Source organism: Hymenobacter rubidus (assembly GCF_016734815.1).
Lineage (GTDB): Bacteria > Bacteroidota > Bacteroidia > Cytophagales > Hymenobacteraceae > Hymenobacter > Hymenobacter rubidus.
In genome coordinates, this window is sequence record NZ_JAERQF010000002.1 from 145,861 (window position 1) to 166,086 (window position 20,226).

A 20,226-nucleotide genomic window follows, 5' to 3' on the forward strand; every position below is an offset into this window, starting at 1 on the left:
GCCGAATGACTTGCGCGCAGGTCACACCGATAGAAATACCCCTCGTAATGTCGAAGATTCCTTACACTGGCAAAAGCCAGCAAGCCCGCCAAGGGCAAGTAACCCAGAACGTACCCGCTGACCCGCTGGCGCCCGTCGACGAAAACCTGCCGGCTGAAAATCCGCTGCTGGAAGACCCGGATGCCCTGGCTGCCCGCCTGGCCGAATCGGAGGATTTCGTGCGCAACAACCGCAATGTGTTGCTGGGCATTCTGGCTGCCGTGGTGCTGGCCGTGGTGGGAGGTTTCGGCTTCTATACCTGGCGCAACCAGCAGGATTCGAAGGCACAGGCCAGCATGTTCCGGGCCGTGAATAACTGGGAGGCCGACTCGCTGAACAAAGCTGTGAAAGGCGATGGCAAAGCGCCCGGTCTGGTGACGGTGGCCAACGAGTACGGCAACACCAAAGCCGGCAACCTGGCCAACTTTTACGCCGGTGTGGCTTCGCTCAAGCAGGGCAAATACAAGGAAGCCATCGACTACCTCGAGGATTTTAGCTCCGATGATTACCTGGTGCAAAGCCGGGCGTATTCGCTGATGGGCGATGCCCAGCTGGAACTCAACAAGCCCAAGGAAGCTGCCGACCTATATGCCAAAGCGGCTGACCACAACGCCAACGAATACTTCTCGCCCGGCTACCTGCTGAAGGAAGCCACCGCCCGTGAACTGGCCGGCGATAACGAAGGCGCCCTGAAAGCCTACGACCGCATCATCAACGAGTATCCCTCGGCCCAGGAAGTGGCAGAAGCCCGCCAGTTCAAAGCCAAGCTGGAGAAATAATAACGTATTCATTTGGTCATCCTGAGCGTAGCAAAGGACCTTATTGCAACCGAACGATGCCGTTCAACCGTGATAAGGTCCTTTGCTACGCTCAGGATAACTGCTTTTATCGACTACCTGAGTATGGCGACTTCTCTTCAAAACTTAAGCGAATACGACGCTTCCCAATTCATCGACATCAGCACCAAGCGTTTTGGGCTGGTGGTGGCGGAGTGGAATCGCGAGCTCACCGACGTGCTCAGCGCCGGGGCTTACGATACCTTGCTGAAGCACGGAGCGTTGGCCGAGCATATTTTTCGCAACACGGTGCCTGGTAGTTTCGAGCTAACGCTGGGGGCACAGTTTCTGGCCCAGCACGAAGAAATAGATGCCGTGATATGCTTGGGCGTGGTAATTCAGGGCGAAACCAAGCACGATGATTACATCTGCCATGCCGTGGCGCAGGGCATTACGCAGGTAGGCCTGAAATTTAACAAACCGGTAATTTTTGGTCTGGTAACCACCAATACGCTCGAACAGGCGTGGGACCGGGCCGGCGGCAAGCACGGCAACAAAGGGGTAGAAGCCGCAGTGGCGGCCATTCAGATGCTGGGATTTTAGGTGCTGGAAGAAAAGCAGCCCAAATTCTGTAACTTCGCACCCGCAAAAATCAAGCAGCCAGCAGCTTTTAGGCCGAGCCGCCGTTACCCGCATAGCGTGCCAAACCATTTGGCAGGCCGAGGCGTTGCTGGGTGGTAACTTGGCATCAACTACTGACGACTTACTAGCAGTTCTTTTTTTACCCATTCAATGAACGACGACAACATTCGCTATTCCCGGGAGGACTTGAATGAGTTCGACCAGATTATTCAGGAGAAACTCACGGCGGCCCGCAAGGAGTTGTCCTTTATCAAAGAGACCCTGAACCGCAGCAACGACTCTGGCACCGACACCACGGCATCGTCGGCAAAAGTGCTGGAAGATGGCGCCGATACCGCCGAGAAAGAAAGCATGAACCAGCTGGCCTCACGCCAGATGAAGTTCATTCAGCAGCTCGAAAACGCGCAGGTCCGCATCAAAAACGGCACGTACGGCGTCTGCATCGGCACCGGCAAGCTTATTCCGAAGGAGCGGTTGCGCGCCGTGCCGCACACCCAACATTCGATTGAAGCCAAAATGGCGCGACGCGACTAAGCGCGCTGCTTTTTTGGTAGTCGGTACGGGGTAGTCAGTAGTCAGAATGATTTTCAGGTTGGAGGTGTTCAACCCATCTGACTACTGACTATCCCGTACCGATTTCTTTTTTAACCAGTACCGTAGCGATACGGCACGCAACTTTTCTCCCCATGGGCAAGAAACATTTTTCAGAAGATAAAGCGGACCGTCGCGGCGGCCGCAGTGCCGGTGGCCCCGGCGGCTTCGGTGGCAAGAGCGACCGGCCAGGCGCCGGCGGGCCAACCGGCCGTCCTGGTCGCCCTAGCACCAATGGCGCATTTGGCCGCCCGGCTACCAACGGCGCTTTCGGCCGACCCAGCGGCGGTGCCTTTGGCGGCAGCAAAAAATTTGGGGAAGGGGAGAAGCGGCCGTACGGCAACAGCTACGGCGGTAGCAGCCGCGAAGGCGGCAGCGGCTTTGGCAAGAAGGAATATGGCCAGCGTGAGGCGGGTGGCTTCCGCCCCGGCAGCGACCGGCCCTATGAGCGTCGCGAGGAGCGGCCCCGCGTAGGCAAAGAACAACGCACCGGCACGAGCTACGGCCGCACTGCCGCACCGCGCCCCGAGCGCAGCGGCTTTGGCAGCGACCGGAGCGACCAACGCGGCCCGGCCGCCGAGCCCCGGCCCATCCGGCCGTATCAGCCCAAGGAAAACTGGAATGGCCAGCCCTACCGCCGCGAAGGGGAAAAGGCCGTGCCCCGTGGCCTGCCCGGCGAGCGCAACCGCAAATTCCATAAGAGCAACCCCTACGAGCAAACCGACAGCAGCGCCCCGCGCAGCGGTGGCAGCTTTGGTCGGAGCACGCCCCGCGAGCCCGAGAATTTTGACCGGAACGCGGAACGCGGCGAAGAGCGGGGCCCGAACCGGCCCATCCGCGCAGCGCGGCCCTTTGTGGCCGAGCCGCCCCAGCCGCGTGAGGAGCGCAACGACCGGCGCGACGCCAATATTGAGCGCGCCAATGCCGGCGATGCCGATTACCGCGCCGACCAGGCCGCGTTTGGCCGGAAGTTTACGCCAGGGGCCTTTGGCCGCCGCGATGGTGCGCCCGGCACCGGCCGCAGCACCGGCGAGCGGCCCGGCGCCTACGAGAAGCGCGGTCCGAAAGAGAAGTGGGCGCCCGCACCCGGCAGTTTTGCCGAGCGCCGCGAGGCCCTGAAAGCGGCCGAGCGCAGCGTGCGCCGCTCGGGCACAGGCTATGGCGCCAGTGTGGACAAACCGCGCCCGGCCCGGCCTACCATGCAGGAAAACCGCGCCGACAAGCCCAAGTATGGCGAAAAGCCCGGCGAGGCACCCGATTATAAAAACCTGAAGCACTACGAGCAGGATAAGACCCGCGGCAACAAGCGCCGCCGCGAGGAGCTGGAAGATTTTGGCACCGATGAGACGCGCCTGAACCGCTACATTGCCAATGCCGGCATTTGCTCGCGCCGCGAGGCCGATGCGCTGATTGCCGCCGGCGAAATCAAAGTGAATGGCGAAGTGGTGACGGAAATGGGCTACAAAGTGCAGCCCGAAGACACCGTGCAGTACGGTAAAACCAACCTCAACCGCGAAAAGGCGGTGTACGTGCTGCTGAACAAGCCCAAGGACTTCATCACCACCACGGAAGACCCTGAAGGCCGCCGCACGGTGATGGATTTGGTGGCTGGCGCTTCGAAGGAACGCATTTTCCCGGTGGGCCGCCTTGACCGGAATACCACCGGTCTGCTGCTCTTCACCAACGATGGCGAAGTGGCGCAGAAGCTCTCGCACCCTTCGCACAAGAACAAAAAAATCTACCAGGTGGAGTTGAGCCAGCCGCTGGCCGAAGACGACCTGCGCAAGATTTCGGAAGGACTGGAGCTGGAAGACGGCAAAGCCGTGGTCGACGATGTGGCCGTCGTGGCCGGCAACGCGCATTTCGTGGGCATCGAAATCCACATTGGCCGCAACCGCATTGTGCGTCGCATTTTTGAGCACCTGGGCTACGAAGTGGTGGCCCTGGACCGCGTGCAGTACGCTGGCCTCACCAAGAAGGACCTGCCCCGCGGCAAATGGCGCTTTTTGAGTGAGCAGGAAGTGATTCGTCTGAAATATTTCTTGTAGGTTTTTGTCAAGGAAACCAAAACGTCCTGCTGAGCGGAGTCGAAGCATCTCTCCCGCGCAAGTAACTATTTACTGCTGCACGCGAGATGCTTCGACTCCGCTCAGCAGGACGTTCTTTCTTTAAAAAGCAAGTAAAAGCATTGCATACCCTCGCTCTAGACATTGGCAACACGGCCGTAAAAGCCGGCTGTTTCGATGGCCCGGTGCTGTGCGAGATGGCAGCGGGATTGACGGCTGCCGAAGTGGTCGGGCTGGTAAAGCGCTGGCAGCCGCAGCACGTCATCGTCGCCTCGGTAGCCGAAGACGCGGTGTTGACTGTTGAGGAGTTGCGGGACATGGTGCCGGGCGACATCCTGGCCTTCAGTGCCGGCTCCACGGCGGTGCCGTTGCGCAATGCTTACGCTACGCCCCACACCCTGGGCGCCGACCGGCTGGCCGGGGCCGTAGGCGCCGCCACGTTGCGGCCGGGGCGCGACACACTTGTTGTTGACGCCGGTACGGCCCTGAAATTTGACCTGGCGACGGCCGATGGTACTTACCACGGCGGCAGCATCGCGCCGGGGCTGGGCATGCGGCTGCGGGCGCTGCACACCTTCACGGGGCGGCTGCCGTTGGTAGAGTTGCCCGCCGCCGATGCAACGATTCCGCTCGTGGGCGACTCCACTACCGGGAGCCTGCTGAGCGGCGTAGTGAACGGAACCGTGGCGGAAATCACGGGGCTCATTGCCCACTACCAGCAGCGCTATCCAGGGCTGGGCGTGCTGCTCACCGGGGGCGATGCCGCATTTCTCGCGGCCCGGCTCCCGGCTCGTATCTTTGTTGTGCCTGAGCTGGTGCTGCTCGGCCTTAATCGGATTTTAGCTTATCATGTTGACAAATAAAGAGATGAAGCGCCAGGGTGCGGGCGTGTTGCTGGTGGGGATGGCGCTGCTGCTGGCCGATAGCGCGCAGGCGCAGGGCCTGGGCAACTCGCCATACTCCCGCATTGGCCTGGGCGAGTTCAATGCCAATACCGGCGGCGTACGCCAAATGGGCATGGGCGGCGTGGGTTTGGCAGCACCTAACGCTGTCAATGTAAACGAGTTGAATCCGGCGCTGCTTTACTATACTTCCCGCACGACGTTTGAGGCGGGCTATTCCGGCCAATACAAGACCGTGAAAAACGCTAGTGCCTCCAGCCGCAGCGGCAACGGCACGTTGGGCTACTTCGCCCTGTCGGTGCCACTGAGCACGAAATGGGGCGCCGCCGTGGGCCTGAAGCCCTTGAGTGCCGTGGATTATGAGTCGAACACGCTCCAGGCGGTGCAGGGCGACCCCAACTCGCAGTCGCTGAAACAATACAAGGGCACAGGCGGCATTTCCGAAGCTTACTTTGGCCAGGGTGTTCGCATTACCAAAGCCCTGACGCTGGGCTTTACCGCGTCGTACGTGTTTGGGGTGGTGGACGAAACCACGGGTACTTCCCTGCAATTGGCCAACAGCACGGTGACCGACAAATCGGTTGACCGCACCCATACGCGCTACTCGGACTTTGCTTTTCGGGCCGGCGCCCACTACCGCCAAAAGCTGAGCAAAGACATCAGCATGAACCTGGGCGGCGTCTACAGCTTTGCCCACAACCTGAATGGGCTGCAAACCACCACGCAGGAACACGAAAACGCGGCCGGTACGCTCATTGGCACCGTGGCCACGCTGAGCAACGGCCGGGGCAGCACCTTTGTGCCCGCTTTGGCACAGGGCGGCATCAGCTTCGACAACAACAAGAACTGGAGCCTCAACCTAGACGTGGCGCAACAGCAGTGGTCGAAATACCGGAGCTTCACCAGCACTGGTCCGGCCCTGAGCGATACCTGGCGCTTTGGCCTGGGGGGCGAACTCGCACCCGACCCCGGCTCGGTGGAGCATTACTTTCAGCGGGTGAGCTACCGCGCCGGCCTAAGCTTTGCGCAGCTGCCCTACCAGCCGGGCGGCAAAACCCTCTATGACCGGTCTGTGAGCTGGGGCTTTGGCTTTCCGCTGCCCACGGCTTCGGCGCTGGAGGCCACCACCATCAGCCTGGCCTTCACCTATGGCGTGCGGGGCAACACCGACGTGCTGAATGCCGTGACGGCGACCAGCAACGTGCAGGAAAACTACATCCGGGGCCAACTGGGCATTACGCTGAACAACCGCTGGTTCATCAAGCGGCGCCTGCAATAATTTCGGGGGGTTGACTTCATCGTGATGCACTCGTTCAGCCCGTCATTGCCAATTAGTCGTGCCTTGGTTGCGGGACTTAGTCTGCTGTTGCTAACTGGCTGCGACAAGCAAAAAGCCACCGGCCCCATGCTCGTATACACCGGTCCGCTGATGGAAACCACCAACGTGCGGACCCTGGTGAGCGACTCGGCCAAGCTGAAGTTTGAACTTACTGCGCCGCTGGAGCAGCAGTTCGAAAACGGCGACGTCATCTACCCCAAGGGCATGCTCGTAACCTTCTACTCGGCTGATGGCAAGAAGCGGATTATCAACACGCTCGCAGCTAATTACGGGAAGTCGGATAAGGGCAAAAACATGTACATCATGCGCGGCAAGGTGCGCGTGATAAATGTGGAGGAGCAAAAAAAGATGTTCACCGAGGAGCTGTTTTTTGACAAAACCAAGCAGCTGATTTTTACCGACTCGGCGATGGAGGTGAAAGTGGAAACACCCACCGAAATTTTGACCGGCCACGGCCTGCGCGCCAAGCAAAACCTCAACCCGTACCGCATTTTCAGCCCTTCCGGCATTATCGATAAAGTGGGGGCCGGCCTGTGAGCCCATTGCCCACCACCAGCCAGCGTATGACTTTCGACAAACCCCTTCTGCGCACCGTGCTATTTGCCGTAGGCGTGGTGGCCCTGGTTATTGGCATTTACCAAACGCTGCTATTCAACGACCTGGCGCGCAACTACTGGATTTTTATGGTGTCGATGGTGTGCTGGATGCCGCTGCTGTACTGGCGGCAGAAGGAGCGGCTGGAGGCAAAAATTGCAGAGCAAAAAGCCAAGCTCGCGCAACAGGCCCGGGCCAAAACCCCGGCCAAATCCACGAAGAAACGGCGTTAGACCAGTCTTTGCGGCCCCATTGTATGCTGGATGGGGAGACAGGCGGGCTGGTTTTTGCAATCCATTGGGGGACTTTAAATCGGGTAAAACTTTGATTACCGGTCAAATTCTGGTTATTTTGCGCCTCTTTTGACCTATTACAATAGTTGTCAGTTGCCCGTTGTCGGTTGTCAGTTTGTTCTGAATGACTGCTCTGGAACTGACAACGGACAACTAAAAACGGACAACTAGTACCTAAATGGCTTTAATTAACACGATTCGGGAAAAATCTGGCTGGGCGGTAGGCACCGTGGCTGTCGGGATGCTGCTCTTCATTGTGGGCGGCGACCTGGTGGGCGGCAAAAACCGCCTCTTCAACCGCAACGACCAGGTGGTGGGCGAAGTAGCCGGCCAGAAAGTGGAGCTGGCCGATTATAACAACGCCCTCGAGCAGGCCAAGCAGGCCTTTGCGGCCCAGCAGCAGCGCCAGCCCGACGAGCAGGCCCTCGGCTACCTGCGCGACCAGGCCTGGAACCAGACCCTCTACCGCCTGGCCTTCAAGCCGGAGTGGGAGAAGTTGGGCCTGGCCGTCTCGGACGACGAGCTGGTGGACATGGTGCAGGGCGACAACATCAACGCCGGCATCAAGCAAGCCTTTACCGACAAGGCCACCGGCCAATTCGACAAGGCCCGCCTGATTGAGTATCTGAAAAACCTCGACAAGCTGCCCCCCGAAAACCAGGCCGCCTGGCACAATTTCGAAGCCAACCTGCCCGCCGAGCGCCTGGCCAACAAGTACAACGCCCTGCTGAAAAACTCGGTGTACGTGACCACGGCCGAAGCCAAGCGCTACGACGCCAATCAGAACACCAAGGAAACGCTGAAGTACCTGTTTGTGCCCTACGGCAGCATTTCGGACTCGGCGGTGAAAGTGACCGATGCCCAGCTGCAGGCCTACCTCGACAAGAACAAGGGTAAGTACAAGGTGGAAGATGGCCGCTCGGTCGAGTACATCGCCATTCCGGTAGTGGCCTCGAGCAAGGACAGCGCCGACGTGAAAGCCACCATGGCCGACCTGACCACGCAGTTTGTCTCGGCGCCGGTGGATTCGCTGTTTGTGGGTGCCAACTCGGAGCAGCCCTACAACAAAGCCTTCCGTAGCCCTGCCGACCTGCCCGAGCAACTGCGCAAGCAGCTGCCCCTGACGCAAGGCCAGATTTACGGTCCGTATGCCGAAGCCGGCACGTATTCGCTCTACAAAGTGACGGGTGTTGGCACCGGCAAGGAGCCTGCCGCCCGCGCCAGCCACATTCTCATCAAGGCCGACGGTACTACGCCCGAAGCCAAAGCGGCGGCGAAGGCCAAAGCCCAGGACATCCTGAACAAAATCAAAGGAGGGGCCGATTTCGCGGCCATGGCCCGGCAGTTTGGCACCGACGGCACGAAGGACCAGGGCGGTGACCTGGGTTGGTTCGGCAAGGGCCGCATGGTGCCCGAGTTTGAGAAAGCCATTTTCGGCGCGACGGCCCCCGGCCTGTTGCCCAACGTAGTAGAAACCTCTTTCGGCTATCACATCATCAAAATCACGGCCGCGCCCACCAAGCAAACCTATCAGGTAGCCGAGGTGAAGAAGACCATCGCGCCGAGCGATGCCACCCGCGAAGCCGCTTACGCCAAAGCCCAAGAACTGAAAGGCGAAGCCACCGACTTGGAAAGCTTCCGCAAGCTGGTGACCAAAGACAAGACCCTGCAAAAGCAGGAAGCTAAAAACCTGGACCGCGGTGCCCGAAACGTGAACAACCTGCAAAACGCCCGCGAACTGGTTCGTTGGGCCTTCGGCTTCAACCCCAATGGTTCCGAAACCAAGGTGGGCGACATTTCGGAAGTGTATGAGATGGGCGACCAGTACGTGATAGCGGCCCTCACCGACGAGCGTGCCAAGGGCACGGCCACGGTAGCCAGCCTGCGCCCCGAACTGTCGGCGCTGGTGCGCAACGAGGAGAAAGCCAAGCAAATCATGGCCAAGCTGCCCAAAGCCGGCACGCTGGAAGAAATGGCTTCCAAGTACGGCCCCACGGCGCAGGTAGGCACCGCCGAAGGCGTTATTCTGGGCCAGGGCAGCATCCCGAACGTTGGCTTCGAGCCGCTGGCCGTGGGCAAAGCTTATGCGCTGAAGCCGGGCCAGAAGTCGGCCCCCATTGCCGGCGAGCAGGGCGTGCTGGTAGTAGAGCCCGTGAGCGTTACGCCGGCTCCCGCTACGGCCGACCTGAAGGCCGTGCGTCAGCAGCTGGCCCAGCAGCGCAGCCAGGCGCAGGACGGCAAGATTTACGAGGCCATCAAGGCCCACGCCAACGTGAAAGACAACCGCACGAAGTTTTTCTAGGACGTCAATCCACGAGTTTGAAAAGGGCCGTACCTTCGGGGGCGGCCCTTTTTTTATATTCAGCCAGAGTTCAGCGTGACAGAAATTGTGTTGAACGAAGCGTCTGAATTCCGGCGTTTAAGGCGTGCACTTGTTGCGGTAGCCGATGACCGCTGCTTCGCGAAATGACTTTTGATTCTATGCGTTTGCTTTCTCTCTTTGTAACTGCCGCCCTGCTGTTGGCCCTCGGGGCCCAGGCCCAGCCCTCCAAACCGTGGGCCCCGGTGAGCAGCACGGCCTTGGCGCAGGACTATGCTCGCCGGGGCGAGCACGAAAAGGTGGTGTTTTTGCTCGAGAAACTGTCGGCTGAAGAGCAGGTCAGCGCCTCCGTATTTCCGGTGTATCTGGCTTCTTTGCAGGCTCTGAAGAAATACAAGGACGCCGAGAAACTCGCCAGAAAAGCGGGCAAGCTGCACCCCGAAGATGCCACAATGGGGGTGGCGCTCGGCAGCGTGTACGCCGCTGCGGGCGACCAGCCAGCGGCGGAAAAGCAATGGCAAAAAGTGCTGGCGCAGCTAACCCCGGCGCAGGTGCAGCCGGTAGCGGCAGCCTTTAGCCAGCGCGAACTGCCGCAGTGGACGGAGCGCACCTACCTGCGCGGCCGCGCCCTGGCCAAAAACGACACCGAGTATGCCCCGCAGCTCATTCAGCTGTACACCCAAACCCAGAACCAGCCCCAGGTACTGGCCGAAACCTTGAACTTGGTGGCACAAGACGACCGGCAGCTACCCTTCGTGCGCAACATGCTGCAAAATGCCCTGCACGAGGAAAAAGACTTTGATGCCCTGGAAAAGCTGCTGCTGACCGCCACCCAGGAGCACCCCGAGCAGGGCGCTTACAGCGAGCTACTGCTGTGGCTGCAGGTGCAGCGCCGCGACTTTACGGGCGCGCTGGTGCAGGCGCGGGCCCTGGACCGCCGCAGCCACGGCGAGGGCGTGCGCGTAATGGAGCTGGCCGCCATTGCGCAGCAGAATAAGGATTATGAAGCGGCCATTGATGGCTTTGGCTACGTGGCCAAAGAGTACCGCAACGGCCCCTACGGCAATGCTGCCCGCCAGCGCCTGCTGCAAGCTCGCGAGGCCCAGGTGCGCGAAACGTACCCGGTGGACGTAGTCAAGGTGCGGGCGCTGGTGACGGACTATGAGCAACTGCTAACCGAGCTGGGGCGCACCCCCGAGACGGCGCCCGTGCTCCGTAATCTGGCCAACCTCTATGCCTTTCAACTCGACGACCGGCCCAAGGCGATGGCGTTATTGCAGGAAGTCATCGACATGCCCCGCGCCAGCGACGAAGTGGTAGATGAGGCCAAAGTGACGCAGGGCGACCTGTACTTGCTGAAGGGCGAGCCCTGGGAAGCCACGCTGCTGTATTCGCAGGTGGAGAAGTCGCATAAGGATTCGCCGCTGGGCTACGAGGCCAAGCTGCGCAACGCCCGCCTGAGCTACTACGCCGGCGATTTCAAGCTGGCGCAAAGCCACCTCGACATTCTGAAAGAAGCCACGACCCGCGAAATTGCCAACGATGCCATGCAGCTTTCCCTGCTGATTCAGGACAACACCGTGGAGGATACCCTCGGCATCGGCCTGAAAGCCTACGCCGCCGTGGAGCAACTGGTGTTTCAGAACAAGCTGAAAGAAGCCATTGCGGGGCTGGACGCGCTGCTGGAGAAGTTTCCCGGCCATTCACTTTCCGACGACACGTACTACCTCAAAGCCCAGCTGCAGCGCCGCACCGGCGATTTTCCGGGCGCCATTGCCACGCTGGAACGCATCACGACCAACCCCAAATACGACGTGCTGAGCGACGACGCCCTGTTTCTGCTGGCCCGTATTCAGGAAGAAGACGTGAAGGACAAAGTGAAAGCCCAGGAACTCTACAACCAGGTGATAGTGAAGTACCCCGGCAGCATATATGTGGCAGAAGCCCGCAAGCGGTTCCGCAAGCTGCGCGGCGACGGCGTGCAGTAGCCCCGGCTACCGGAAAAACACGAACAGCAGGGCCAGTACCACAATGAATACCACATACATCAGCGCATCGGTACCGATGTACTGGCGGTATTGGCGGTAAAATTCCTGAAGCTTACGCATGGGGTACGGAACTAGAACAACGAAGGACCAAAGATAGGACGAGCGGCGGGGGGAGGGGATTGGTCGTACTTTTGCAGCCATTTTGACGAAGTATCCGATGCCTGTATCCGCTAGTAAGCGCTGGAATTATATCCCCGAAGCCGACCCTCAGAAGGTCCACAGCCTCACGCAGGCACTGTTCATTGCTCCCGAAATCGCCGCCCTGCTCGTGCAGCGCGGCATCGACACGCCCGAAGCCGCCGCAGCCTTCTTCCACCCCGACCTGCGCCAGCTGCCCAACCCGCTGCTGATGCGCGACATGGACCGCGCCGTGGCCCGCCTCGCCCACGCCCTGGAAGCCGGCGAAAAAGTGCTGGTGCTCGGCGATTACGACGTGGACGGCATCACGTCCGTGGCCACGGTGATGAGCTACCTCACGCCCTTGTTTGGCGTTGAGCGTCTGCGCGACTACATCCCCGACCGCTACACCGAGGGCTACGGCATCTCGCAAAAAGCCATCGATTTTGCGGCCGATAACGGTTTCGCGCTCATTGTGGCGCTCGACTGCGGCATCAAAGCGGTGGAACCAGTGGCGTATGCTACCAGCCGGGGTGTCGATTTTATTATCTGCGACCACCACCTGCCCGGCGAAGAATTGCCGGCCGCCGTGGCCGTGCTCGACCCCAAGCGGGCTGACTGTGAATACCCTTACAAAGAACTGTCAGGCTGTGGCGTGGGCTTTAAGCTAATGCAGGCGCTGGGCCAGCACCTGGGCCTGCCCGATGCGCCGCTGTTCGACCTGCTCGATTTGGTGACCGTCAGCATTGCCGCCGACATCGTGCCCATCACCGGCGAAAACCGGATTCTGGCCGCTCACGGCCTGCGCCGCTTCAACGAGGACATTGCCCTGCTGCGTCCCGGCCTAGCTGCCTTGCGCGAGCTGGCCACCCTGCGCGAAGGGCCCATGGGCATCAGTGGCCTGATATTCGGTTTTGCGCCGCGCATCAACGCGGCCGGCCGCATGGGCGACGCCCGCCGCGCCGTGGCCATGCTGCTGGCCCCCGACCAGCAGGAGGCCCGCTACACCGCCGAAGTGGTGGACCAGATGAACCAGCAGCGCCGCGGCTCGGACCAGCACACCACCCAGGAAGCCCTGGACATGATTGCCGGCAGCCCCACCCTGCAAAATGCCCACGCCACTGTCCTCTACAAAGCCGACTGGCATCAGGGCGTCCTCGGTATCGTGGCTTCGCGCTGCCTCGACCAATACTACCGCCCCACCGTCATCCTGACGCAGCGCGACGGCAAGGCTACCGGTTCGGCCCGCTCCGTGGCCGGCTTTGATGTGCACGAGGCCTTGGAAGCCTGCGCGCCCTTGCTCGACCAGTTTGGCGGGCACCGCGCCGCCGCCGGCCTCACCCTGAAGGTGGAAAACGTACCCGCTTTCCAGCGCCGCTTCGAGGAAGTGGTGGCCGATACCCTCACCACGGAACACCTTGTGCGCCCGGTGGAAGTGGCCGCCGTGCTGCCGTTGGGCCGCATCAACGAGGAGTTTTTTGCCGAGCTGCGCCGCATGGAGCCCTTCGGCCCCGGCAACCCCAACCCGGTTTTTGCCTCCCAGCGCTTGGTGGCCGTGCCCTACAGCGCCCGCGTAGTAGGCCAGGGCCACCTCAAGCTCCGCCTCGCTTCGGCCGATGCCCAGGGCCCGGCCGTGGACGCCATCGGCTTCGGGCTGGCCGACTACCTGCCCCAGATAGAGGCCGGCCAGCCCTTCAGCGCCTGCTACACCGTAGAGCTGAACGAGTACCGCGGCCAGCGTGCCGTGCAGCTCCGCCTGCTCGACGTGCGTTGGGAGTAGGACGCCTGCGGCTTAATGAGGAATGAGGAATGAGGAATGAGGAATGAGGAATGAGGAATGAGGAATTTTGGCCCTGACTGCTAATTCTTCATTCCTCATTCCTCATTAAGCGAAGCGTAATACGTCCACCACAGCAGCGGCAACTGCAAGGGCAGCCGCCCCCACGCTACCCAGCCGGGAATATGCAGCTGTTCATGGATGAGGGCCATGTAGACGTTGGCTGGAAACACGGCCACCAGCAGCGCCAGTAGGCCCCAGCCGGCCAGCCGCCGGGTACGGTGCCACAGCAGGCCCAGGCCGCCCAGGATTTCGAACACCCCGCTCACGTACACCAGCACCAGCGGTAGGGGCAACTGCGGCGGCATAATGGCCAGGTAGGTAGCCGGGTGCACAAAATGCCAGATGCCAGCCAGCACAAATAGCAAAGCCAGCGCGCAGCGGCTGAGGAGGCGTAAGGTCATAAGGGCTGAAACGAACTAAGCGAAGAAATAACCGGCTACTTCGGTTCATTCCGATGCCCTCGTTCGTGCTTCACCGAGCTACGGCTAGTTTCTGGCTAGGTCCTCGTTGACCATTTACCCAGAGCGTAGCCGTGTAAAGGCCCGTCGGCAGGGCCGCCACCAAGAGGTGCGCCTCCCCCGCAGCGGGCAGTTCCTGGCGCAGCACCACGCGGCCCAGGGCGTCGCGCAGCTCCAGCGTGGCCGGAACGGTCCCGTGGTAACGCACGGTCACCGTCTCGCGGGCCGGGTTGGGAAACAAGTCCAGTTCCGCACCCGTGGCGCGGGCGGGGCGGGTGGCCAGGGGCTGGGCGGCGGGCACGACGTGCGAGTCGATAACGCGGGGCAAGCCCGGCACGCGCAAGTGGGCCAGGTAAATGCGCGAGGAAGTTAGGTCGCTGCCTCCGGCCACGAGCATGAGGGTAGAATCGGAAAGCGGCTGCAGGCCCTGGGCCACGCCGAAGAAGCCGTAGCGCCCACCGCCGGTGTTGGCCGTGAGCACCTGCGAGACGAAGGGGTATCGCTGCTGCAAGGTGCCCGTGGCCGAGAAGCGAAACAGCCAGAACGGATAGTTGCGCCCACTTTGCGCGTTGCTGGCCGCAACAATGAGCGAGCCGTCGGCCAGTTCCTGGGGCTGGGCAAATTGCATGTTTTGGGTGGCCTGGGCACGGTACACATAGCTCCAGGTCAAGTTTAAGTTGCGGTCGAGCCGCGCCAGAAAGGGACGGTCATAGCCGGTGTTGGCTGAATCGAGCCTGCCCACCAAGGCAAAGCCCCCGTCTCGTAGAGGCAGCAACGAACCCGGCACTGTCATAGGCAATGTGGTCTGTTGTGGGTCAAGCAAAACCCGGTGGGTAGTGAGCGAATCGCCTTGCTGACTGAATTCCATCACGCCGGTAGCGTCGGCCAATACAGGTACACGAACAGGGTATTGCACCGCTAATACCAGCGTTCCAGTGCGCGAATACACGGGGGCGCTTAGTGAATAGTTGATTCGCTGACCATACGTCCGACGCCATTGCACCTGCCCCAAGCTGTCGAGTCGAATAATGAAAGAGAAATTGCCGCCCAAGCCATTAACTTGACCACCGAACAGGAAAAAGCCATTGCTGGGAGCTTCAATCAAACCATTCACCCCTTCACTAACCGATTGAGGACGAATAGCTCTGAACCATCGGACTCTTCCGTTACGACTGAATAACTGCACGCCGAAGCCTACGCTGTCGTTGTTGCTTGCTGTTCTTCCACGTTTTAGCTGAACAGCTACTAATACCTGTCCACGACGGTTTTTGCAAGCAATGCTGGGTATGGAATACGGATTTGTTAACCGGATTACCGCCGGTCCTGCTAATAAAGTGTCACAGCCGTTAGGTGCTATCCGTTGCACACGAGTCAGCAGGACTGGTTGGGAACTCGGTGGAAAATGGTCGCTCACCAAACGCAGCGAATCAGGTTGCAAACTTAGTAACGTAGCTGCACGAAATACAGATGGGAAGTTTGCACCTAGCTGTCGCTCACATAGGAGTTGTTGCGCAAGCGTAATGCTGGCGTGGCTCAAGAGCCACGCCAGTAAAAAAAGTCCGCGTTTCATTGGCGTAGTTCCGCAAAAGAGCTAGCGAACGATGGTCAACTTGCGGCTAACCTGCACTTGCCCGGCTACCTCCACGGTGCCTATGTAGAGGCCGGCGGGCAGGTGTTGCACCGACAGTCTTACTTCGCCGGTTCCTTTCTGCGTCAACGGCTGGATGGCCATCTGTTGGCCCAGCAAGTTGCGCAACACCAGCACAGCCGGCGGGCTATTGGTCGGCAGAGCGTAGCTAAAGGTCACTGCCTCACTGGCTGGGTTGGGGTATGCTTCTCCCAAAGTAGCCTTAATGGCGGTGCTTTTACTTGCTTCGATTGGCGGCGGCGTAGTGGCGGAACGGACATTCACGCCTGTAGCAGAACCGCCACAAGCATAAGTGCCAGTTATGGTGGGTGTAGGAGATGAGCCGGTTGCGCCATTTGATACGCCACCGGAACCATATATCGTGTTGTATAGGCTTCCGCTAAACCGCTCTTGAGGTGAGTCGTAGCGGTAATATCTGAACGTGCCTCCGGCATCATAAACAAACCGTTTGGTGTCATCTATGATGCCATCAAAACGATTGCCATTTGGCTGGCTGCTACTGCCTAGGTCTGTTGGAAACGGTGCCCCAGCCGTCACATGCACCCCAATGCCCACGCCGCCCGATAGGCTGGTGCTAAACGTGTTGCAGCGCAGCGTGACGGTTACCGGGTAAGTAGGGTAGCCATTCCAATGGGAGCCGATAAAGCGCAGACCCACCACGTTATCGGCAAAGGTATTGCTCACGATATAATGGGCGGTGGCACTAAAACTGTCGTTGGTGGAAACAGTGACGCCCTCGTTTAAATAGCGTAGTACATTGCCGTCGTACACCTGGCTGCTGCCATTGAGGGCCATGCCCACCTGCTTCACGCTGTTGGTTGTCGGGGTGGTGGTAGCGCCTACCACCGTGTTGCTGGTAATTTCCACCACGCCGCTGGAGTTGATGCCGTGCGATTCGGGCGCGTAGCCAGCCTGGTACTGTGCGAGCAGCGCGGCCGGCCACACGGCGGGCACCACAATGGTATTGTGGTAAATCTCGCCGCCGCTCGTGGCGGTAGCGTACATATCAATCGCCGTCAGGTAGTTGTTGGTGTACGTGTTGTTGGTGATGTGCAGGGCTCCCGCTTGTCCCGTTATGCCATATGACAGGTTTTTAAAGGAGTTCCCGTCGAAGCTCGCGTCATCGTAGTTACCGCCATATACTTTGGTAGGGTAGTAATCGACGGATTCGAGCTGAATCCCTACCCGGCCATCCTGGAACGTGCAACTGCGGGCGCCTTCGCCCGGCTGGGCCGTGCCCTTCACCAGGTCGTACAGGCCGGTGTCGTTGTTGAGGAAATCGGTTTGCGACAGGTAATACTCGTTGGTGTTGGCAATAGTCCAGTCGGGGGTAAAGCTGTACACGCCGGTACGGGCATCCCGAATAACGGGCCTGTACGTGCGCTTGCCAACTGCCGTGGCCTCGGTGTAGAGCTTGCCGTTGCCGGTGAGGGTCACGCCGCCCCAAGGGTCGGGGCAGTTGGCTTGTAGCGTGGCCCCGAATAGGCGCAGGGTGGCATTTTGCACATCGAGGGTAGTACCGTTGTTGTAAGGAGGGTTGCGTGACTGCCCGCTGCTGCCGTCCACGTAGAACACGGTAGTGGGCAGCAGGTGCACCGTGCCGTTGATGAATTGTACATCGCCTCGCACGTGGTACACGCCATCGAATGCCACGGTGCCGTTGTAGGGCGGCTGGCTGGCGTCGATGACGGTGGTGGTGCCGTAGGTGCCTATTTCGGCCGGCGAGGTGGTATTGCCGTGCAGCGCCGCTACGTAGGTTGCCCCGCTACGCTGGAAGTAGGCCCGTTGGGGGCCGCAGGCGGGGAAGGTGACTCCTGGGGGGACGCTTGGGCACAAACCCGTGGGGGTGGTTGGCTGAGTCGAGCCTCCGTTAGGACCCGGGTTCGCCGGCGTGTAGCCCAGCGGATAAAGCCCCCAGGTTTTCACCGTCCCGTTTGGTTCGATGCTGGTAAATAAATCACTCTGTCCTTGCACTTGGGTATTAGCCGGAAAGGCGGGTCCGTTGACAGGGGAATAGGCGAACGCCGGGACCGACACGCCTAATCCTCCGTAGTAGTTGTCGCCCCACACAGAGGCCGCAGTATTGCCCGCAACCCCCCGTACCGCGATGGTTGCATCTTCATTGATGGCTACCCAGCGGGCATCGTTGAGCCAGCCAGCACCTACTTGGGTTGGCACATTGGTATAAGCGGTGCTGTTTAGGCCCAAATGCCCGGATGCGTTTTCACCCCAGGTCCAGACCGTGTTATCCGTCCGCAAGGCCACCGCTCGGTTATTAGCTACGTCAATCTGCTGTACATTGCTTATGGGCAGTTGCGTAGGAGGCTGAATATTGGGCGGGTTGCCAGCGCCACTGGCCGGTTGGCCAGTGCCGAGGTTTCCGTTCGCATCAAGGCCCCAGGACCAGACGCTACCGTTTGCATCCAAAGCCAAGCAAAAAGTAAGAGCATCCGCGATAGCGCGGATGTTATGGAGTACTGAAACAGGGATTTGCTGCGGCGTATATACCGTGCTCCCTATCGTGCCAGTACCAAGCGCTCCATTCTGGTTGCTGCCCCAACTCCATACTGTGCCGTCCGCACAAAGCGCGATGGTTTGGTAGAGAGAACCTTTCACTGATACAACGTTGGCAATGTTGGGCACTTGCATGGCCGTAGCAGTGGAAGTAACAGTACTGCCTACCCCCAATTGTCCGTAACTGTTGCCGCCCCAAGCCCACAACGTGCCATCGGTCATGATAGCGAAGCTTGATTGAAAAGTAGCCATGACTTGCACCGGCTGACTTGGCAGCCCAACGGTTACTAAGGTTGGCATAGAAACGGTTAAAGGTAAATTTCCAAGCTGTCCGGAGTCATTGAGCCCCCATCCCATGATGCTGCCGTCTGTGCAAAGCATAAGCTTGTGGTTAGCCGGGTTGTTGGTGGGCTGCAATGTTTCGTTGGAAGAATGCTGAACCGATTCCTGAGCGGCGGCCGTTAGGCTGGTCAGGGCCAGTAGCCAGCACCACAGCAGCGTAGGCAACCAAGTCCTACTAGAAATTTCCGTACGGTTGTGGAGCGAGGAGAAGTAGAAAAGTGTCATGCGGTAGCAGAGAAAAATGAAATGATGTTGCTAGATAAGCAACTAATCGGATATTGCCAGGGGTGATAACAAAATGATTATGAAACGTATAATCTTAGGAAGGTTACCGCTCGCAAAAGCCAGTTGCGGCCAAGCGGCCTTGTCCTAACAACCGTTAGCAACGTACTTTTGTAGCATCAACTCACAACTCCCACCGCCCCATGCAAACCGCCACTTCCTCCAACATTTACCAGCTCTCCGAAGAGCAGTTAGCCGTCCGCGATGCCGCCCGTGATTTTGCCCAGAGCGAGCTTTGGGCCGGCGTCATTGAGCGCGACGAGCACCAGAAATTTCCTGCCGAGCAGGTGAAGAAAATGGGTGAACTCGGCTTCATGGGCATGATGGTGAGCCCCGAGTACGGCGGCTCCGGCCTCGACACGGTGAGCTACGTGCTGGCCATGGAGGAAATTTCGAAGGTCGATGCTTCGTGCTCGGTCATCATGAGCGTGAACAACTCGCTGGTGTGCTGGGGCCTGGAGAAATACGGCACCGAAGAGCAGAAGCAGAAGTACCTGCCGCGCCTGTGTTCCGGCGAAATCATCGGGGCATTTGCTTTGAGCGAGCCCGAAGCCGGCTCCGACGCCACCAGCCAGCGCACCACCGCCGAAGACATGGGCGACTACTACCTCCTCAACGGCACCAAAAACTGGATTACCAACGGCACCACCGCCTCAGTCTACCTCGTCATCGCCCAAACCCACCCTGAGCTAAAATCGCGCGGCATCAACGTGCTGATTGTGGACAAGGATACGCTCGGCTTCACCCAGGGCCCGAAGGAGAACAAGCTCGGCATCCGCGGCTCCGACACCTGCTCGCTGATGTTCACCGACGTGAAGGTGCCCAAGGAAAACCGCATCGGCGACGACGGCTTCGGTTTCAAGTTCGCCATGCAGGTGTTGGCCGGCGGCCGCATCGGCATCGCCGCGCAGGCCTTGGGCATTGCCTCGGGTGCGCTGGAGCTCAGCCTGAAATACGCCAAGCAGCGCAAAGCATTTGGGGTGGAAATCGCCCAGCACCAAGCCATTCAGTTTAAATTGGCCGACATGGCTACCAACATCGACGCGGCCCGCCTGCTTTGCCTGCAAGCCGCCGCCGACAAGGACCACGGGCACGACTACGGCAAATCGGGCGCCATGGCCAAGCTCTTTGCCTCGAAAGTGGCCATGGACTCGGCCGTAGAAGCCGTGCAGATTCATGGCGGCTACGGCTTTGTGAAGGAGTACCACGTCGAGCGCCTGATGCGCGACGCCAAGATTACCCAGATTTACGAAGGGACGTCTGAAATTCAGAAAATTGTGATTTCTCGGGAAATCCTGAAATAGAGACAGAATTGCCTAAAATTCAGATTCATTGCACAAAACCCAGCCGGCTTTCGGCTGGGTTTCTTGTTTTTGTGAATTTCAAGGTGTTATCTTGCACTGCGGTAGCCACTA

Annotated in this window: 15 protein-coding genes; 12 read left to right on the forward strand and 3 right to left on the reverse strand. The window is 59.7% G+C overall.

Annotated features, from left to right (window positions below; genetic code table 11):
* The first annotated feature begins 47 nt into the window (after positions 1-47).
* The 11 genes from JKL48_RS01920 (at position 48) to recJ (ending at position 13,507) form a co-directional block, all read left to right on the forward strand.
* Positions 48-818, forward strand: a complete 771-nt coding sequence (locus JKL48_RS01920; protein WP_201977801.1) for a tetratricopeptide repeat protein — start codon at positions 48-50, stop codon at positions 816-818.
* A 123-nt stretch (positions 819-941) separates the two neighbouring features.
* Positions 942-1,418, forward strand: a complete 477-nt coding sequence (ribH, locus tag JKL48_RS01925) for a 6,7-dimethyl-8-ribityllumazine synthase (RefSeq protein WP_201977803.1) — start codon at positions 942-944, stop codon at positions 1,416-1,418.
* 189 nt (positions 1,419-1,607) lie between these two features.
* A complete protein-coding gene (locus JKL48_RS01930; RefSeq protein ID WP_190926318.1) occupies positions 1,608-1,991 on the forward strand; it encodes a TraR/DksA family transcriptional regulator in 384 nt (127 codons plus the stop codon).
* A gap of 152 nt (positions 1,992-2,143) precedes the next feature.
* On the forward strand, positions 2,144-4,096 hold the full coding sequence (locus tag JKL48_RS01935) for a pseudouridine synthase (protein WP_201977805.1): 1,953 nt from the start codon (positions 2,144-2,146) through the stop codon (positions 4,094-4,096).
* A 140-nt stretch (positions 4,097-4,236) separates the two neighbouring features.
* Entirely contained in the window at positions 4,237-4,977 is a 741-nt protein-coding gene (locus JKL48_RS01940; RefSeq protein ID WP_201977807.1) for a type III pantothenate kinase, read from the forward strand.
* Positions 4,964-6,295 carry an OmpP1/FadL family transporter gene (locus JKL48_RS01945; protein WP_201977809.1) on the forward strand — a complete coding sequence of 444 codons (1,332 nt, stop codon included), beginning with the start codon at positions 4,964-4,966 and terminating at the stop codon, positions 6,293-6,295. The genes JKL48_RS01940 and JKL48_RS01945 overlap by 14 nt, the downstream gene beginning before the upstream one ends.
* 24 nt (positions 6,296-6,319) lie before the next feature.
* Complete coding sequence (lptC, locus tag JKL48_RS01950) at positions 6,320-6,892, forward strand: LPS export ABC transporter periplasmic protein LptC (protein WP_262895971.1); 573 nt, start codon at positions 6,320-6,322, stop codon at positions 6,890-6,892.
* A gap of 26 nt (positions 6,893-6,918) precedes the next feature.
* The gene (locus JKL48_RS01955; RefSeq protein WP_201977813.1) at positions 6,919-7,182 is read left to right on the forward strand and encodes a hypothetical protein; all 264 of its coding nucleotides are present in this window, start codon (positions 6,919-6,921) and stop codon (positions 7,180-7,182) included.
* A gap of 238 nt (positions 7,183-7,420) precedes the next feature.
* Positions 7,421-9,544 (forward strand): peptidylprolyl isomerase, encoded by a 2,124-nt coding sequence (locus JKL48_RS01960; RefSeq protein WP_201977815.1) that lies wholly within the window; start codon positions 7,421-7,423, stop codon positions 9,542-9,544.
* Positions 9,545-9,723: 179 nt separating this feature from the next.
* Positions 9,724-11,550, forward strand: coding sequence for a tetratricopeptide repeat protein (locus JKL48_RS01965; RefSeq protein ID WP_201977816.1), 1,827 nt, complete (start codon positions 9,724-9,726; stop codon positions 11,548-11,550).
* Positions 11,551-11,767: 217 nt separating this feature from the next.
* Entirely contained in the window at positions 11,768-13,507 is a 1,740-nt protein-coding gene (gene recJ / locus JKL48_RS01970) for a single-stranded-DNA-specific exonuclease RecJ (protein WP_201977817.1), read from the forward strand.
* A gap of 95 nt (positions 13,508-13,602) precedes the next feature.
* On the opposite strand, the gene JKL48_RS01975 is transcribed toward recJ, so the two are convergent.
* From JKL48_RS01975 to JKL48_RS23490, 3 genes are all read right to left on the reverse strand, one after another.
* Complete coding sequence (locus tag JKL48_RS01975) at positions 13,603-13,968, reverse strand: DoxX family protein (protein ID WP_201977818.1); 366 nt, start codon at positions 13,966-13,968, stop codon at positions 13,603-13,605.
* 70 nt (positions 13,969-14,038) lie between these two features.
* Entirely contained in the window at positions 14,039-14,914 is an 876-nt protein-coding gene (locus tag JKL48_RS01980) for a T9SS type A sorting domain-containing protein (RefSeq protein WP_201977819.1), read from the reverse strand.
* Positions 14,915-15,616: 702 nt separating this feature from the next.
* Complete coding sequence (locus JKL48_RS23490) at positions 15,617-18,754, reverse strand: T9SS type A sorting domain-containing protein (RefSeq protein ID WP_394368841.1); 3,138 nt, start codon at positions 18,752-18,754, stop codon at positions 15,617-15,619.
* Between the two features lie 200 nt (positions 18,755-18,954).
* Here JKL48_RS23490 and JKL48_RS01990 point away from each other — a divergent pair, with 200 nt between their 5' ends.
* A complete protein-coding gene (locus JKL48_RS01990; RefSeq protein WP_201977826.1) occupies positions 18,955-20,115 on the forward strand; it encodes an acyl-CoA dehydrogenase in 1,161 nt (386 codons plus the stop codon).
* The last annotated feature ends 111 nt before the right edge of the window (positions 20,116-20,226 follow it).

Bases quoted from the DNA above. Each gene is read 5' to 3' on its own strand.
- JKL48_RS01920 (WP_201977801.1), top strand. From the start codon at position 48: ATGTCGAAGATTCCTTACACTGGCAAAAGCCAGCAAGCCCGCCAAGGG.
- ribH (WP_201977803.1), top strand. From the start codon at position 942: ATGGCGACTTCTCTTCAAAACTTAAGCGAATACGACGCTTCCCAATTC.
- JKL48_RS01930 (WP_190926318.1), top strand. From the start codon at position 1,608: ATGAACGACGACAACATTCGCTATTCCCGGGAGGACTTGAATGAGTTC.
- JKL48_RS01935 (WP_201977805.1), top strand. From the start codon at position 2,144: ATGGGCAAGAAACATTTTTCAGAAGATAAAGCGGACCGTCGCGGCGGC.
- JKL48_RS01945 (WP_201977809.1), top strand. From the start codon at position 4,964: ATGTTGACAAATAAAGAGATGAAGCGCCAGGGTGCGGGCGTGTTGCTG.
- lptC (WP_262895971.1), top strand. From the start codon at position 6,320: ATGCACTCGTTCAGCCCGTCATTGCCAATTAGTCGTGCCTTGGTTGCG.
- JKL48_RS01955 (WP_201977813.1), top strand. From the start codon at position 6,919: ATGACTTTCGACAAACCCCTTCTGCGCACCGTGCTATTTGCCGTAGGC.
- JKL48_RS01960 (WP_201977815.1), top strand. From the start codon at position 7,421: ATGGCTTTAATTAACACGATTCGGGAAAAATCTGGCTGGGCGGTAGGC.
- JKL48_RS01965 (WP_201977816.1), top strand. From the start codon at position 9,724: ATGCGTTTGCTTTCTCTCTTTGTAACTGCCGCCCTGCTGTTGGCCCTC.
- recJ (WP_201977817.1), top strand. From the start codon at position 11,768: ATGCCTGTATCCGCTAGTAAGCGCTGGAATTATATCCCCGAAGCCGAC.
- JKL48_RS01975 (WP_201977818.1), bottom strand. From the start codon at position 13,968: ATGACCTTACGCCTCCTCAGCCGCTGCGCGCTGGCTTTGCTATTTGTG.
- JKL48_RS23490 (WP_394368841.1), bottom strand. From the start codon at position 18,754: ATGACACTTTTCTACTTCTCCTCGCTCCACAACCGTACGGAAATTTCT.
- JKL48_RS01990 (WP_201977826.1), top strand. From the start codon at position 18,955: ATGCAAACCGCCACTTCCTCCAACATTTACCAGCTCTCCGAAGAGCAG.